The organism is Xylanibacter rodentium, assembly GCF_013166575.1.
Taxonomy (GTDB): Bacteria; Bacteroidota; Bacteroidia; order Bacteroidales; family Bacteroidaceae; genus Prevotella; species Prevotella rodentium.
Genome location: NZ_JABKKE010000001.1, coordinates 150,143 through 166,546 on the forward strand (window position 1 = coordinate 150,143; position 16,404 = coordinate 166,546).

At 49.1% G+C, this 16,404-nt stretch carries 13 protein-coding genes; 8 read left to right on the forward strand and 5 right to left on the reverse strand.

The window, feature by feature from the left end:
* Positions 1 to 3 precede the first annotated feature (3 nt).
* The 4 genes from HPS55_RS00620 to HPS55_RS00635 form a co-directional block, all read right to left on the reverse strand.
* Positions 4 to 729, reverse strand: coding sequence for a DUF5932 domain-containing protein (locus HPS55_RS00620; RefSeq protein ID WP_172173531.1), 726 nt, complete (start codon positions 727 to 729; stop codon positions 4 to 6).
* Between the two features lie 19 nt (positions 730 to 748).
* Entirely contained in the window at positions 749 to 4,126 is a 3,378-nt protein-coding gene (locus tag HPS55_RS00625; protein ID WP_256408165.1) for a sensor histidine kinase, read from the reverse strand.
* 91 nt (positions 4,127 to 4,217) lie between these two features.
* Positions 4,218 to 4,886 (reverse strand): bifunctional 4-hydroxy-2-oxoglutarate aldolase/2-dehydro-3-deoxy-phosphogluconate aldolase, encoded by a 669-nt coding sequence (locus tag HPS55_RS00630; protein ID WP_172173534.1) that lies wholly within the window; start codon positions 4,884 to 4,886, stop codon positions 4,218 to 4,220.
* Between the two features lie 33 nt (positions 4,887 to 4,919).
* Entirely contained in the window at positions 4,920 to 5,942 is a 1,023-nt protein-coding gene (locus HPS55_RS00635; RefSeq protein WP_172173537.1) for a sugar kinase, read from the reverse strand.
* Between the two features lie 191 nt (positions 5,943 to 6,133).
* Between HPS55_RS00635 and HPS55_RS00640 the strand changes: the two genes are divergently transcribed.
* The 4 genes from HPS55_RS00640 (at position 6,134) to HPS55_RS00655 (ending at position 11,384) form a co-directional block, all read left to right on the forward strand.
* Entirely contained in the window at positions 6,134 to 7,201 is a 1,068-nt protein-coding gene (locus HPS55_RS00640) for a LacI family DNA-binding transcriptional regulator (protein ID WP_172173540.1), read from the forward strand.
* 44 nt (positions 7,202 to 7,245) lie between these two features.
* Positions 7,246 to 8,739, forward strand: coding sequence for a UxaA family hydrolase (locus tag HPS55_RS00645; protein WP_172173543.1), 1,494 nt, complete (start codon positions 7,246 to 7,248; stop codon positions 8,737 to 8,739).
* Positions 8,740 to 8,940: 201 nt separating this feature from the next.
* Positions 8,941 to 10,215 (forward strand): Na+/H+ antiporter NhaC family protein, encoded by a 1,275-nt coding sequence (locus tag HPS55_RS00650; protein ID WP_172173546.1) that lies wholly within the window; start codon positions 8,941 to 8,943, stop codon positions 10,213 to 10,215.
* A gap of 59 nt (positions 10,216 to 10,274) precedes the next feature.
* Positions 10,275 to 11,384 carry a nucleotidyltransferase domain-containing protein gene (locus HPS55_RS00655; RefSeq protein ID WP_172173549.1) on the forward strand — a complete coding sequence of 370 codons (1,110 nt, stop codon included), beginning with the start codon at positions 10,275 to 10,277 and terminating at the stop codon, positions 11,382 to 11,384.
* A gap of 21 nt (positions 11,385 to 11,405) precedes the next feature.
* Here the strand turns inward: HPS55_RS00655 and HPS55_RS00660 are convergent, their stop codons facing one another.
* On the reverse strand, positions 11,406 to 13,304 hold the full coding sequence (locus tag HPS55_RS00660; protein WP_172173551.1) for a TonB-dependent receptor: 1,899 nt from the start codon (positions 13,302 to 13,304) through the stop codon (positions 11,406 to 11,408).
* Between the two features lie 1,016 nt (positions 13,305 to 14,320).
* Here HPS55_RS00660 and HPS55_RS00665 point away from each other — a divergent pair.
* Genes HPS55_RS00665 through HPS55_RS00680 form a run of 4 tightly spaced genes read left to right on the forward strand, consistent with a single transcriptional unit; the run spans position 14,321 to position 16,387 of the window.
* The gene (locus HPS55_RS00665; RefSeq protein ID WP_172173554.1) at positions 14,321 to 15,058 is read left to right on the forward strand and encodes a peptidylprolyl isomerase; all 738 of its coding nucleotides are present in this window, start codon (positions 14,321 to 14,323) and stop codon (positions 15,056 to 15,058) included.
* 3 nt (positions 15,059 to 15,061) lie between these two features.
* Positions 15,062 to 15,556: a 3'-5' exonuclease gene (locus HPS55_RS00670; RefSeq protein ID WP_172173557.1), complete on the forward strand. Its 495-nt coding sequence runs from the start codon at positions 15,062 to 15,064 to the stop codon at positions 15,554 to 15,556.
* Between the two features lie 57 nt (positions 15,557 to 15,613).
* Entirely contained in the window at positions 15,614 to 15,937 is a 324-nt protein-coding gene (locus HPS55_RS00675) for a hypothetical protein (RefSeq protein WP_172173559.1), read from the forward strand.
* A 51-nt stretch (positions 15,938 to 15,988) separates the two neighbouring features.
* On the forward strand, positions 15,989 to 16,387 hold the full coding sequence (locus tag HPS55_RS00680) for a rhodanese-like domain-containing protein (RefSeq protein ID WP_172173562.1): 399 nt from the start codon (positions 15,989 to 15,991) through the stop codon (positions 16,385 to 16,387).
* The last annotated feature ends 17 nt before the right edge of the window (positions 16,388 to 16,404 follow it).

A 16,404-nucleotide genomic window follows, 5' to 3' on the forward strand; every position in this document is an offset into this window, starting at 1 on the left:
AAATCATTCGTCGTCCGGCTCAAGACTGTCCACATCGAGTATGCGCAGTTCGAAAGCACGCACGACAAGTCTGGTGGCATTGACACTGCTTCTCCCGTTGCCATCAGGAAAAAGTTTCTGTATAAGCTCGTTCTGACGCTTCTCAAGACTCTTCACACCAAACGGCATTCCTCTCAAACCGGCTATCTGCTCCTTGGTATATCCCAAGGCAAGATGCCGGAGCAGGCGCTCGTCATATTCGTCTATCTCGTAATGCACGAACGCTTCCTGACGTGCGAGCTGGCGGCCTACGGAACTTTTGAAACGCTCCACTATCTTTTGCAGAATCGGCTGGTTGAAGACAAGACGCTTGCCTTCCATTACGCTGCGTACATCACCACGCGTGAGCAGTTCGCCACTCTTCAGAATTATACCATCGGCACCGGCATCGAGCACATCCACCCATAGCTTCTCATTGAGAATCTCACCGGTAAAAATAAGAATCTTCATATTGGGCCAGGCATCTCTGGTATGGCGGCAAATCTCCACTCCGACCGTTGTCGAACCGCCAAGTCCAAGGTCGAGCAGCACCAGATCGGGAACATCCTCCTTCATCAGCTGCCAATAAGCCGCTTCGCTGTCTGCCGTACCTATAATGTCTGCCTCGGGAATATCATTGCGTATGATACCTTCCGTGCCTTTCAGTTCCAACGGCACGTCTTCCACTATTATAATCTTGAACTTCTCCATAATCGTATTGCTATTTTATTCATGAATACCTTGGTAACGTAATCTTCACTATCGTCTCTTGCCTGCATACCGTTGCCAATATGCCGCAACCACGCCGGTTGGCGCTCTCCGAATGGTCACGGACAATCTGACGGCAAAGCAGGTACGGAATATTGTCCACTGAAGGGACAAACAAATCCGAGGCCTTACGTTCGTCGATATGCAGGCCGGTCATTTTCACTGAGAACTGCACATATCTGTCATCCTTTGCCTCTGCCGTGACATCAAGCGGCAGACGTCCGTTCTGTTTCCTGAGTATCTCGAAAAGATATTCCAACAGATTGCGATTTCCCAGGACACAAAGTTTCTCTCCACGGACATCCTTCACTATATCATGTATAGGAACAGCAGAAAGCGCCAGTTGGAGACTCTCCGTCTGCCGGACAGCCTGACGGCTCAATATGGAATATATGTCACGATAATATACAACAATCTCTTTCATTGCCTCCATATCATTCTCTCCACCATCTACAAGCTGGCGTATACGGCTGGGATAATACATAGTTTCATGTTTCAATGCCGAAAGGCAATTGTCCGATATAGAATTGGCTATATGCAGATTGTTGTCCTCATATTCCGTGCGACGACACTCATCTTCTGCCAATTCGATATTGTAAAACTGCTCTTTACGCGATAATATTGCGTCACGCAATACATTGTCTATCCGGTCTACAACTTCCTGCAGCTCCTCCGGATACTGCTCATTGGCGAGCGGGCTTATCCTCTGTAGTTTTTCTGTTGGCTCTGCATCGCTAAGAAGTATCTCGTTTACAGACTTCACACGCTCCACACAAAACCGATAATAGAGCCTATGGCGATAATACAACATATAGTACGCCGGCAGAATCATTATCAGAACAAGTATCAGGACGATGATGGCAACGGTCTTGTTGGTCTGTGACTGCTGCATGGTGCGGCAATAGTCGGCAAGTGTGTTGTCGGCCGACATCTCTTTGAAAAGGAGGGTGTATATCTTGTTGTTATAAGCGTATATGCGCCATTGATGCAGGGCAAGTGCGGCCACGGCACTCTCGTTGCGTATGTCAAGTATTATGTTGTAGTTGGTATTTACACTGTCCTGAAACCATCTTATCTCAGGAAAAACAAGCGAAATATCACCTTCACGCTGCATGAAATACTGTCCGTCGGGATAAAGCTCACGATAATGAAGGTTGAGATACTTGCGACAAGAATCGGCAAAACGCATCGTATTCTCATAGGTTCCGTCTATATTGGAAAAATATGCACTGTCGGCAAACGATTTTGCCCGTGACAGATTACTCTCCGCCGTCACTCCATTGGCAGGAATGACGGCAACTGACATCAACAGAACAAACAATACGGTACGCGCAATGCCCTTAGGCAGACGGAAGAAGAATCTGCTTCCGTGCCCTTCTTCGCTGACAGCCGAAAGTTTGCAGACACTGAATATACGGCTTATCTTACGGTATTTTTCCATTATTCCGCGACAGTTCATAAGCCCGAACCCGTGTCCGTTGTAAACCTTATGGTCAAAAATTCCGTCAAGTTGTTCTGCGGACATTCCGCGTCCGGTATCCTCAACTGATATTTCCACATAGTCATTCTCTTCATAAGCGCTTACTTTGACACTGCCACCGGATGGCGTGAACTTGCGCGCATTGTCGGCAAGAGTGTTTATCATGAACAATGTGAGCACTCTGTCCGCCTTGACCCAAGCATCGGTACGGCCGACGGTAAACTGCAACCCGGACATGACGAATCCCGTCTTGCTCCGCGCCACAATATCAAACAACGGCTGCAATGGGAAACTCTCTATATGAAGGTCGATATGGCCACGACGAAGCTGAATCCAGTGTGTAAGCACATCATTGTATTCTTCTATCTTTCCTGCAAGCTCTGCCACATAGGCATAACGTTCCGAACGACGTTTTGAATCTTCATTACGTGAAGAAAGCTGGTTGACTTCGTTTATTATGCGGTCGATAAACGGGATTATACTGCAAACCAACGAAACCTTGGCACGATTTTCAAGACTGCGCCGTTCTCCATTGCGTACACGTATCTGTCCCAATGTATACTCTTCATGTATTTTCTCTATCCTGTCTTCAAGGTCTGCTGTCTGCTTGACGTTTGCAGCCTGCCATTCACGCAAGGGCATAAGAAGACTGTCCATGGACAGTTTTCTGCTACGTTTCCGATTGAGGTAATAAAACAGACAAAGCATGAAGACGAGCAACAGAATTGCCGTCGCAACGGCTATAATCATGATATTAAGTTGCAACGCGGATTTATTAAGTTTGCCGGCCCGGGATTCCAGATAACGGTCCTGGCGTGTCTTCTCCTGAAGTTCTATATATATATTGCGGTTATAGTCACTGGCGGGCTTGTCGTTGATGGCCGAATAGACCACACTGAGTTGCTCACGGATACTGGCAACAAGATCAGGAGCCTGTTCTATCTTCGTGTTTTCCAAAGCCTTTTCCAGATGGTACAGAGCCAGATTGTAGTCGCCACGCTCCATGAAACACGAGGCAAGTGTGCGGTGGGCACCGGCTATCTGATAGACATCGCCATATTCACTGAACAGCTGCAGGGCCCGAACGGCCATCCATTCCGGAACAGTATTGTCGTCAATACTGTCCGGAACAACGAAATTGACAGCAATGGAATTGTCCTGTAGCAGTTGCGTACGCGACTCATCGGATACCAGGTGTTCTGCCATTGCCTCAAGCGTATTTGCCTCAAAGAATGTATACCCGTGTTGTGCAGCTATAAGATAGCATTTCAGCAAACTCTCAAACTCTTTCTGAATTATATCTTTTTGCTGTCCGTCAGATATAATTCCTCCTGCACCGACATTATATAAATAGCTCAGATATTGAACAGTGTCCTTCTGTATCTCACCGTCGATATCTATATTCAAAAGGGATTCGGCCGAACGACGTTCCAGTCCGACATAATAATAATATATGGAATTGACGATATGAAATTCTGTCTCTGCATATATCATCCTTTTGTGCATCCGGCCGGACAGTCCGGCACGTTCTTCATTGATTCGTGCCATACGCATACGGGCACGCTCACAATAGTCATAGAACTCACGGTTGCGTGACATCCGTTGACAAAGACGCATCTGCTGGACATCGCATACAAGCAGTTCCACCTGATTGTCTGTGCATGATGCGACCTCGTCAAGCAACCTTTTGGCCACATCATAATCCATACCGGCCATGTGGACAAAAGCCATGTTATTGAGCGCCTCCGCCCTACCGTCTCCATAATGCTCAGACATATCATAAGCACGGACGGCATACATGGCGGCAGAATCAAGATTACGATAATGACAGGCGTATGACAAACCATTCAGCTCGTCCACCTGCGGCCTATCATGATGTGAACAGGCTGAAAAAGACAAAAGGTTCCAAAGGAAAAACAAGAGACCTTTGAAACCTTTTGATATAATGTGACTATGCGCGTGCCTTAGCAATGTAACCAAGAGCCTCAACACACTTATCGGTAATTGCCTGCCAGTTTTCGGCTGCAATGACGTCTTTGGGGAACAACTTGGATCCCATGCCGACACAATAAACACCGGCTTTAATCCATGATGTAAGATTGGCCTCATCGGGCGAGACGCCACCTGTCACCATCAACTTGGACCAAGGCATCGGAGCCATAAGACCTTTCACGAGATTGGGACCAAGCACATCACCGGGGAATATCTTGCACAGATCGCATCCTGTCTCCTGAGCTGCTCCAACCTCAGACACGCTACCGCATCCGGGAGTATAAGCCACCAGACGACGATTGCATATCTTGGAAATCTCAGGATTGAACAACGGACCGACAATGAAGCAGGCACCAAGCTGGAGATAGAGGGCTGCGGTAGCAGGATCGACAACAGAACCTACTCCCAGTGCAAGCTCGGGACATTCCTTCGCAGCGAACTTTACAACCTCTTCAAACACCTCGTGAGCAAAGTCGCCACGGTTGGTGAACTCAAAAGCACGCACACCGCCATCATAACAAGCCTTTACGACTTTCTTTGCCACCTCGGCATCCTTGTGATAGAACACCGGCACCATACCTGTCTGGCCTATCTTTGCCAGAACTGCTATTTTATCAAACTTAGCCATTTATATTATAAATAAAATGTGTACAAACAAATATCAACGCTGTACGCGACCGTTTGCATTGCCTCCGGCCAATGCCTCAACCTCGGCAACACTTACAAGATTGTAATCGCCATTGATTGTGTGCTTAAGTGCAGATGCCGCTACAGCAAATTCAAGTGCCTCACCCTGCGTAGGTTTGGTAAGCAATCCGTGAATCAAACCACCGGAGAAAGAATCGCCTCCACCTACACGATCTATAATAGGATTGATTTCATATCGCTTGCTCTGATAGAACTCTTTGCCATCATAAATAAGAGCTTTCCATCCATTGAATGTTGCCGAATAACTCTCACGCAGCGTTGAAACCACATACTTGAAACCGAATTCTTCTTTCATCTGCTTAAAGATGCCCTCATATCCGGCTGCATCAGTCTGACCGCCTTCCACGTCTGCATCAGGTTTGAAGCCAAGGCAGAGTTCAGCGTCTTCCTCGTTGCCGATACATACATCGACATACTTCATCAACGGACGCATTATTGAAATAGCTTTCTCCGATGTCCACAGTTTCTTACGGAAGTTCAAGTCTACAGAAACAGTCACACCATGGCGCTTTGCAGCTTCGCAAGCCAAACGTGTAAGCTCGGCAGCTTTGTCCGAAACAGCCGGTGTGATGCCGGACCAATGGAACCAGTCAGCACCTTCCATAATTGCATCAAAGTCAAAATCAGACGGTTCAGCCTCTGCAATAGCACTATGAGCACGGTCATAAATGACTTTTGAAGGACGCATGGAAGCACCTGTCTCGGCATAATACAGACCGACACGCTCACCGCCACGGGCAATAAACTGAGTGTTCACACCATAACGACGCAGGGAATTAACTGCAATCTGTCCTATTTCATGAGCAGGCAATTTGCTTACAAAATAAGCGTCATGTCCATAATTGGCACAACTGATGGCCACATTAGCCTCACCGCCACCGGGAATGATGCGGAAAGAATCTGTCTGGATAAAACGGTCATTACCGTCAGGTGAAAGGCGGAGCATAATCTCGCCTAATGTTACAACTTTAGCCATTTTGATTTTAATATTTTATTAATGTTGTTTATAATAGACAGTTTGTTTTTGAGTACAAAAATAGTATTAAATTCTTAAACAGCGAAAGAAATCCGGCAAAATCTTTAATATTTCGCAAAATATACGAATGCCTGTTATCGCAATTCATTTTTTATTGGTATTTTTGCAAAGACAATAGCAAAACGATAAGCATGGTTCCTGACAAAATCAGAATAAAAGACATAGCAGAACATTCAGGGGTATCTGTCGGTACTGTTGACAGAGTACTCCACAACAGACCTAACGTATCAAAGGCTGCACGCGAGAAAGTAGAGAAAACACTCAAAGAGCTGGACTACCATCCAAACATGTATGCAAGCGCACTGGCATACAACAAAAGCTACACTTTCCACTGCATTATCCCCAAACACGAATCAGAAGCATACTGGGAAGAAATAGAGGAAGGGGCTATGAGTGCAGCCGAACATCGCCGCGACTTCCACATCAACATAAAAATCAAATACTATAAACGCTTCAGTTCAAACACATTTGTCAAAGTTACTGAAGAAAGTCTGAAAGAAAATCCCGACGGAGTCATAATCGTTCCGTCAAAGCTTGACCTCACACGCAAGTTCACGGACGAGCTTCACGAAAGGAACATACCTTTCGTATTCCTCGACTCCTATATGCCAGATCTTAAACCATTGGCTTTCTATGGCCAGGACTCTTTCTGTAGCGGATATTTTGCCGGAAAGATGCTTATGCTCATTGCATCCAATGAGAAAGAAATCATGCTGATGAAACAGATGAAGGACGGGAACGTTGCCAGCAAACAGCAAGAAAACCGCGAGACGGGATTCAGGCACTACATGCGCGACCACTTTCCGAATGTAACCATAACGGAAGTCAACCTGCCATTGGATGAAGAAAGGGAAAAATATGATGACATACTTGAAGAGTTCTTCTCGACCCATCACAATGTCCACCATTGTATCACATTCAATTCCAAAGCTCATCTCGTCGGAGAATTCCTGCTTCGCAGCAACAGGCGCAACGTGCAGATAATGGGCTACGACATGGTCAGTAAAAACGCCGATTGCCTTCGGCAAGGCTCCATATCGTTCCTCATAGCCCAACACGCATATATGCAAGGTTTTTCATGTATAGAATCGCTTTTCGAAGCGATTGTGCTTAAAAAGGAAGTAACCCCTGTAAACTATATGCCAATCGAAATACTTACACGGGAAAACATTGACTTCTACAGGCGCACCCAATTATAATCAATATTGAAGAGACAAAAAGTATTAACTAAATAACTACTTAAATGGAACAGACTATTATCAAAATCAATCCGGCCGATACGGTCATCGTATGCCTGCAACCTAAAAGCAAAGGCGACGTGGTGGAAGTTGACGGCAAGAGCATCACCGTCAATCAGGACACACCGGCAGGTCATAAGATTCTGATTACAAACACCTGCAAAGGCAAGGATATCATAAAATACGGATATCCGATAGGCCATGCATTGCAAGACCTCAAAGCCGGCGACTGGGTTAATGAGAACAACCTGAAAACCAATCTGGCCGGAACGTTGGAATATACATACTGCCCTGTCAGTGAAACACTTGACATCAAAGATGAAAAGCGGACATTCAAAGGATATGTACGCAAGAATGGTGAGGTTGGCACACGCAACGAAATATGGATAGTACCCACGGTGGGATGCGTGAACGGCATCGCCGAGAAACTCGCCGAGAGGCTTCGCTGCGAGACGGGCACTGAAGGGGTCGATTCAATATACGCCTGGCATCACAACTATGGATGCTCGCAGTTGAGTGGCGACCATGAGAATACACGCAAAATACTGCGTGACATAACCCTGCATCCCAATGCCGGAGGTGTGCTTGTTCTCGGTCTCGGATGCGAGAACAACCAGCCCGAACTTTTCGAACAGCTGCTCGGCGACTATGACCGCGAGCGAATCAAGTTCCTCGTAACACAGAAAGTAGACGGTGACGAAGTCGAAGCCGGCATGGAGATACTGCGCGGCCTATATGCCAAAGCATGTGAAGACAAACGCGAGGATGTATCCGTAAGCAAGCTACGTGTAGGCTTGAAATGCGGAGGCAGCGACGGGTTCAGCGGCATCACGGCCAATCCGCTTGTCGGAGAGTTCTCAGACTGGCTTGTCGCTCAAGGCGGAACGTCCATCCTGACTGAAGTTCCCGAGATGTTCGGTGCCGAGACCATACTGATGAACCGCTGTAAATCCACCGAGCTGTTTGACAAGACAGTGAGCATGGTCAACAACTTCAAGGAATATTTCCTCAGTCATGGAGAGCCTGTCGGCGAGAATCCGTCGCCCGGCAACAAAGCCGGAGGCATATCGACACTGGAAGACAAAGCCCTGGGATGCACCCAAAAATGCGGCCGTGCCCCGGTGAGCGGTGTGCTTGAATATGGCGACAGGCTGGAAGCCACCGGCCTGAACCTGCTCTCAGCTCCGGGAAACGACCTCGTAGCATCTACGGCATTGGCATCCGCCGGATGTCAGATAGTGCTTTTCACCACGGGGCGGGGCACTCCTTTCGGCACTTTTGTCCCCACTATGAAGATAGCCACCAATCCTACACTCGCATCACGCAAACCCAATTGGATAGACTTCAGCGCCGGTCAACTGGTGGAAAACAAGACCATGGGCGAGCTTGTTCCGGAGTTCATAGACAAGATTCTCGCCGTGGCAAGTGGTGAAAAAGCCCGTAACGAAGAGAATGACTATCGCGAAATAGCTATCTTCAAAAACGGAGTGACTCTCTAATTACGACGTTCACATCGATCTTTGAATCTTGAACTTTATTCTGTTTGATATGAAACGTTTATGGAAAATCATATCACAACATCATAAAGTTCGGGATTTAAAGTTCGATATCCAATGCTCAAACACTGAATTTTGATATTTGAAGTCTTATCTCCGTACACTATCAGTTTAGTGTCTGGAGTTTAATGTTTAAAGGAAGCCATGTCCAAAGGTCTCATCGCACTAAGCCCATTGCCGGTATTCATAGCCGTTTATCTCATCACATCCGTTTCGGCCGGCGACTTCTATGCCATGCCCATTACCGTGGCTTTCATGCTTTCTTCAATTTATGCCGTCATCGTCAGTGGCGGCATACCCTTGCGCCGGCGCATCGACATATTCAGCCGTGGCGCCGGACGGGACAACATGATGCTCATGCTATGGATATTCGTACTTGCCGGAGCATTCGCAAACAGCGCCAAGACAATAGGCAGCATCGATGCTACTGTCAACCTCACACTGACCTTGCTGCCTGGCAACATGCTTTTGGCCGGACTATTCCTCGCTGCATGCTTCATTTCACTGTCGATAGGCACGAGCGTAGGGACCATTGTCGCACTCACGCCTATAGCAGCAGGCATCGCCCACACCACCGATGCAGCTCTGCCGCTGCTGACTGCCGTTGTCGTCGGCGGCTCCTTTTTCGGAGATAACCTTTCTTTCATCTCCGACACTACCATTGTATCCACATCGACACAAGGCTGCAAACTGAGTGACAAGTTCCGTGTAAACGCCTATCTGGCATTTCCGGCCGCGGCCGCCATACTAATTCTATATCTTATTATCGGTCACGATATCAGTTCGCCACGCGACATTCCCGATGTAGATTATATCAAAGTCGTGCCATACATCGTTGTTCTCGCCATTGCCATACTCGGCATGAACGTCATGGCCGTGCTCACCATAGGCATCATTCTCTGCGGAATGATAGGCATGATATGCGGTTCTTTCAACATTTACGGATGGTTCAATGCCATGGGAGAAGGCATTGCCGGCATGGGGGAGCTGATAATAATTACGATGATGGCCGGCGGAATGCTCGAACTTATTAAGGCGAACGGCGGCATAGACTACATCATCGACAAACTTACAAGCCACATAAACAGCAAGCGCGGAGCCGAACTGAGCATAGCCGCACTCGTCTCTATAACGGACATATGCACCGCCAACAACACCATAGCCATCATCACCGTGGGTGGCATCGCCAAGCAAATCAGCGACCGTTTTGGCCTTGACAGCCGCAAATGTGCAAGCATACTCGACACAATGTCGTGTTGCATGCAGGGCATAATCCCCTATGGAGCCCAGTTGCTTATGGCTGCCGGTCTGGCTTCCATAAGCCCTGTCAGCATCATACCATACTTATACTATCCAATGGTGATAGGCATCATAACCTTAGCTGCCATCCTGTTACGCTATCCACACAGGTATTCATGACAGTCAGATGATGCTACACAACGAAAAAAACATTACTCATACGCAACAAACCAACCTATATGAACATCATACAGCGTAATTTCTTCACCCTCCTGCGCAGCGGAGCATTCGGCAGTAAAGGCCATATCGAACCCATGTCGGCATGGAAATGGAACAGACTGTACCAGCTTTCACTCATGCACGGTGTGACGGCCATCGTATACGACGGCATAAGCAACCATGACGACGACTTCTTCATGCAGATGCCAAACTGGCAATTAGCCAACTGGCAAAGAGCTACGGAGGAAACCGAACTCAACAACCGCCGCATCGACGATGTCACTGTCAGGCTCATTGAAGAACTTGACCGCGGGCAGATGCGTCCGATATTGTTAAAAGGACAATCCGCGGCCACACTGTATGACAATCCGCTTCACCGCACTCCCGGCAACATAGACATCTTCTTTCCCTACACAACCCAAGCCCGCAAAGCCGACGAGTGGGCCGAAAAGAACGGCTCTGCCCCTACCAATCCTTCACGCCACATCATGCAATATACGTGGAACGGCATCGAGATAGAACATCACCACTGCATGCAGCAGCTCACCAACAAGGCGCTCAACGCCAGACTGCAAGCCATAACCGAGAAGGAGATAAGAGAGAGCAAACCGGCATACATCACAATATACGATACCCGGGTGGAAGTGTTGCCTCCTACCCTGAGCCTTCTCCATGCCCTTATACGCATCACACGCTACATCCTCAACGAAGGCATCTGCATGAAACAACTAATCGACCTTGGCATATATCTGAGAAAGGCAGGCGACAAGGTTGACTTCGTAAAACTGCAGACATGGATAAAGAAACTCGGCATGCAGAACATTGCACGCCTCATCAGCGGCATCATGGTGACACTGTTCGGATTTGAAGAAGACGAACTTCAGTTTGCAAGCGGCAAACCCGATGCAGACATAAACAGCATAATCAACGAAATGTTTCACATTACCGACAATCATGCCGACAGCTGGTACTTCACACAAGGCAAGAACATCTTCGTACGCACAAGCGACTCGAACGCGATGATATGGCAGATCAAGCACAGTGCAAAATACTTCCGGTATTATCCGAGCGAGACCGTTACCAACTTCTTCACCACTTTCGCCCACTCCATCTCGCATATAGAGGAGTGAGCCTGTCATTCCTGCATCAGGCTAAAATCTCAGTTTCACTCCTCCCATAGCCGTGAATCCCGGCATTTCATATCCCTCGTTGATGGTGTATTCCGCATTTGTCATGTTGTCAAACGCGGCAAACACATCGAGCGAGCGCATGGCCTTGTACGTCAGTTTCATGTTTACCAGCACATAGTCCTGGCGGTCCACACCGTCTGCCACATACAAACCGCCGACGCCACGCAGCCCGGCATCGACCGACAGACGGCCCGCAGGCTGCCATGCTACGCCCAGACTGTACTGATTCTTTGGCGCTGCCGTCAGACCGGCGAGCGATGTATACATATGACTATACGTCGCATTCAGCACAAGTTTGTCCGTCGGACGACTGTCGACCGACAGTTCCAAACCCTTGTTTCTGAAACTCCCCGTGTTTACATTCTTCATCGATACGGTCTGAATCATATTGCTTCCCTCGCTGAAATAAGCCGTAACGTCAAAACCGAAATAACGTGAGAACGTCTTGCCCACCGTCACTTCATAGTTCATCATGCTCTCCGGTTCAAGCTCGGGATTTGCCATGCGATAAAGATACATCTCGCGAAACGACGGATTGCGATACCCTTTTGCCAACGAGGCCTTAACCATCCAGTCTCCTCCGGGACGTACAACCACTCCGCCCTGCGGGACCCAATATGTGCCGAAACGGTCGCTGTTGGCCATCCGCAAACCGCCGTTCAAAGTCAGCACACCGTCAAAAAGCCCCTGCGAAAACGCCACATAAGGCGAATACTCCGTTATACTCTTGCGGCCGATTGTCTGCATCTGTGCCTGCAGGCTGCCGTCACCGAAGGCATGTCCGCCCGATACGGGAATCTCACCCGTGTACGTGTCAAAGTCGAAACCCAACGTGATGTCCGTACCGGCCCACGGACTGAAATTCTGATAGGCCAACACGCCGAAGCGGTCGTCAAGGCTGTGAAAATGGCGCGGGTCGTCTACGAAATGGTTGCCGTAGCTGTAGTACATACGCACACAGCCGCTCATATCGTCATAACTGTTGCTCAACGACAATGAAGCCTCGCCGCGTGTAATGTTCTGGTGATAGATGTCGGTAGACTCCGCGTCGGACAGTCTGGGATAAACGGGGTCGTTGCCGGTGAAGTTCATCAGCGAATAGTCGGCCCGTACCTGCCATCGTCTGCTTATGTCATAGCCAATCTTGGCATAAACGCTCTTCTGCTCGAAATCGAAATTGTCACGGATGCCATCCGTCCGGTCATATCCCACGGAGACGAGCGACGAGAAACGACCGAAGCGTACGGTGTTGGTCAGTGCTGTCTGCCAAGTGTTGTACGAGCCGTACTGCGATGTCAGCGTCGTGTGCACACCCTCATGCCTTGCATTCCTGGTAATAACGTTCACCACACCGCCCATGGCGTTGGAACCATATAGAACTGAAGCAGGGCCGCGCAACACCTCAACACGCTCGACATATTCCGTCTCATAGAAGTCGGCCACACTGTGGGAGTAAAGTCCGGCAAACTGCGGTTGCCCGTCGACCATCATCAGCACGGCATTGGTAGGGTCGCCGCCGACGCCCCTGATCTTGATGCCGCCCGAACCGCCATTGCTTATCCCGAATCCGAAAATGTTGCGCTCCGAGACAAACAGGCTCGGGACATGCCCCGACAAGGCCGAGAGCAGTTGCGTACGGCCGGTGGCTTCCAGCTGCCGGCCGTCCATCACGCTCACAGTATAAGGCAGCAAGTCGCGCCCCGTGACGTTGTTGCTGCCGGTCACCACCACCTCTCCGATATTATATACCCGCGCCGTATCAGACAATGCCTGAGCCGACATACCGCCCGTACAAGCCATTGCAACGCACAAGACAATCCCCTGTGCCCAGCCGTTTGCCCCTGTTGTTTTTCCCGTCATAATCTTTCGAATTTGTCTGTTTCATCCATTCCTTGATGCAAATGCCATGGCGTCACGTACTGATTCTCACGTTAAAGTCCGGTACGTATCAAGCCACTCTCATCATGAATGTTTCTTACTGCAAAGGTACGGATAAATTGTCTTATCCGCAATAGACGGATTACAGATTGCCTTACCATTATTACGGTTTGTCGTCATAAACATGTCCTTAAGCCAATACATGTCTTTTGACACGTCATGTTCTGTCCTTCTTTTTCTTAAAAAAACACATTTCTTTTTTCCTGAAATAGAAAAATTTCGCCCCATATCCGGACCAATTTAAGCTCATTTCGGGGCTGTCACATCACTGTTTTTGACATTTTATACTGCAATCCGGCATATTTTACAGTCCCAAACGGCCCATATTGCAACCTCAAACCGCCTATTTCGCAACCTCAAACGGCCTATTTCGCAACCCAATATGGCCCAAACGGGAAACCGGACCACCCGGCATTTTGACGCAACTCCATAACTGTCTGACTGTCAATGCTTCCTGTTTTAAACATAAAACCGCTATTTTCAGGCCATAATCCGCAAAAGACTGTCTTGTAACGTACGACGAAGTGTTTTGTCATTATTATTCCGAATTATTGCATCAAACCGCCAATCCCACCTGTATGACGGTTGCCCATGCCATGGGAAAATGCGGTAAGACCGAATGAAACGCAGACGGAAATACAACAGAAACGAGGTGTGAAAACTCCAATGTCTCCACAATCATAACTGAAAAAACGGGCCGGTCCGGACCCAATGCTATTTTCAAAGACATAAAAAATAATCTTCTGGAAAATACTAAACCGTAAAAAAACGTTGGTCGTTCAAACTAAAATCAGTATTTTTGCAACATATTTCATGCCATTACGGTCATGCCCCGACAAGCTATGTCCGCCGCATGGAAAACAAGGCAACAGCATCTGTAAGGCAACAGAGAATGGCATCAACCGCAAGGAAGACAAACAACAAACAACAACAATCAAATGAAAGCAAGGATACAGACCACACTTGGCGACATCGTCGTACGGCTGTACGACGACACCCCACTCCACCGCGACAACTTCATACGGCTGGCAAGCGATGGATTCTATGACGGAACACTGTTTCACCGCGTCATCAAAGACTTCATGATACAGGGCGGAGACCCTGACTCTAAAGGGGCACCGGCAGGCAAAATGCTTGGAACGGGCGGACTGGGATATACCATCGAAAGCGAAATAAAGCCGGGGATATTCCATAAGCGCGGAGCGCTGGCTGCGGCACGTCAGGGAGACGAGGTCAATCCGGAACGCAGAAGCAGCGGCTCACAGTTCTACATCGTATGGGGACAGACGTACAACGACGGCCAGCTTAGCCAGTTATCACGCCAAATGAAGATGCAACGGATGCAGCAGGTCTTCGACTCACTGGTGGCGCAACACCGTGACGAGATAATGAATCTGCGTCGCGAGCGCAACCGTGCCGCACTGCAAGAGTTGCAGGAAAAGCTGGCCGCAGAGGCCGAGGCACAATTGAAAGCCGACGGCAGCACGGGAATGAGCGACGAGCAGAAAACCGTATACTCCACCATCGGCGGCACACCGCATCTCGACGGGCAGTATACCGTGTTCGGTGAAGTGGAAGAAGGCCTCGACATCGTAGAGCAGATTCAGCAGGCAGCAACCGGGCGTGGCGACCGTCCGGCAGAAGACATTGTCATAACAGCCGTCACACCGCTATAATTCATGGACGATTTTGCGGCCATAGACTTTGAAACGGCCAACCAATACCGCTCCAGCGTGTGCAGTGTCGGTGTGGTGACAGTGCGCAACGGGCAGCTCAAGGACAAATTCTACAGTCTTGTCTATCCACGTCCCGACTTCTTCATCCCATGGACCACCCGCATCCACGGACTTACGATGCTCGATGTGGAAGACGCGCCGCCGTTTCCCGACGTATGGGCAAGCATAGCCCCACTCATCGAAGGCCTGCCCCTTGTGGCCCACAACAGCTCTTTCGACGAAGGATGCCTGCGTGCCGTATTCAGCGAATACCATATGGAATATCCCGGATATACGTTCCACTGCACCTGCCGTTCCGCACGCCGGTGTCTGGGACATATCCTGCCCGATCATCAGTTGCATACGGTGGCCGCATACTGCGGCTACAACCTCGCCAACCATCATCATGCCCTGGCCGACGCCGAAGCATGTGCCGCCATCGCAATGAGGCTGTTGTGAGGCCTGCCGCACAGACCGTTTTCAATCATTCAAGACAACATCAATTTAAATAAAGCAATGATAAAGATATTCGTAATGAAGACATGCCCCGACTGCACGCATGTAAAAAAACTGGCAGAAAACGACCCGCGTTTTGAGATAACAGACATTGGCGAGCATGTACGCAACCTGAAGCAATTCATCACCCTGCGCGACTCTTCACCGGCTTTCGACGACATACGCGGCCGCGGAACTGTGGGCATACCGTGTTTCGTGCTTGAAGACGGGCGCATCACATTCTCGCCTGAGGAAGCCGGCATAGAGGAAAAGGCCGGGCATACGGACAACACGGAGCCCATGCCAGAAGGGACATCATGTAGCATTGACGGCACGGGATGCTGACAACACCGTCAGCCATTACATAAATCCGGACTTACACCAAACAATCAACCAATGACATTCAAACCACTGATAATGAGCTTAATGACAATGCTGTGCAGCCTGTTTGGCTGTACGGCACAGACAATAGGATTCCGAAGCGTGGAGGCGGAGGAATTCGGACGGATAATAGCCGATACGACCCAAGCCGTGACAAGGCTCGACGTGCGCACAGCGGCCGAATACGCAGAGGGGCACATAGCCAACGCTGTGAACATAGACGTGCTCGACGGCAATTTCGAAAGCCGCGCCACCGGAAAACTCCCCAAAGACAAGACCGTCGCGGTATATTGCCGCAGCGGAAAGCGCAGCAAGAAAGCCGCCGCCATTCTCGTCAGAAACGGATACAGTGTCGTCGAACTGAACAGCGGCTACATGGGATGGACCAAGGCCGGCATGCCAACAGACAGGTAAAGCACCGACGGCACATA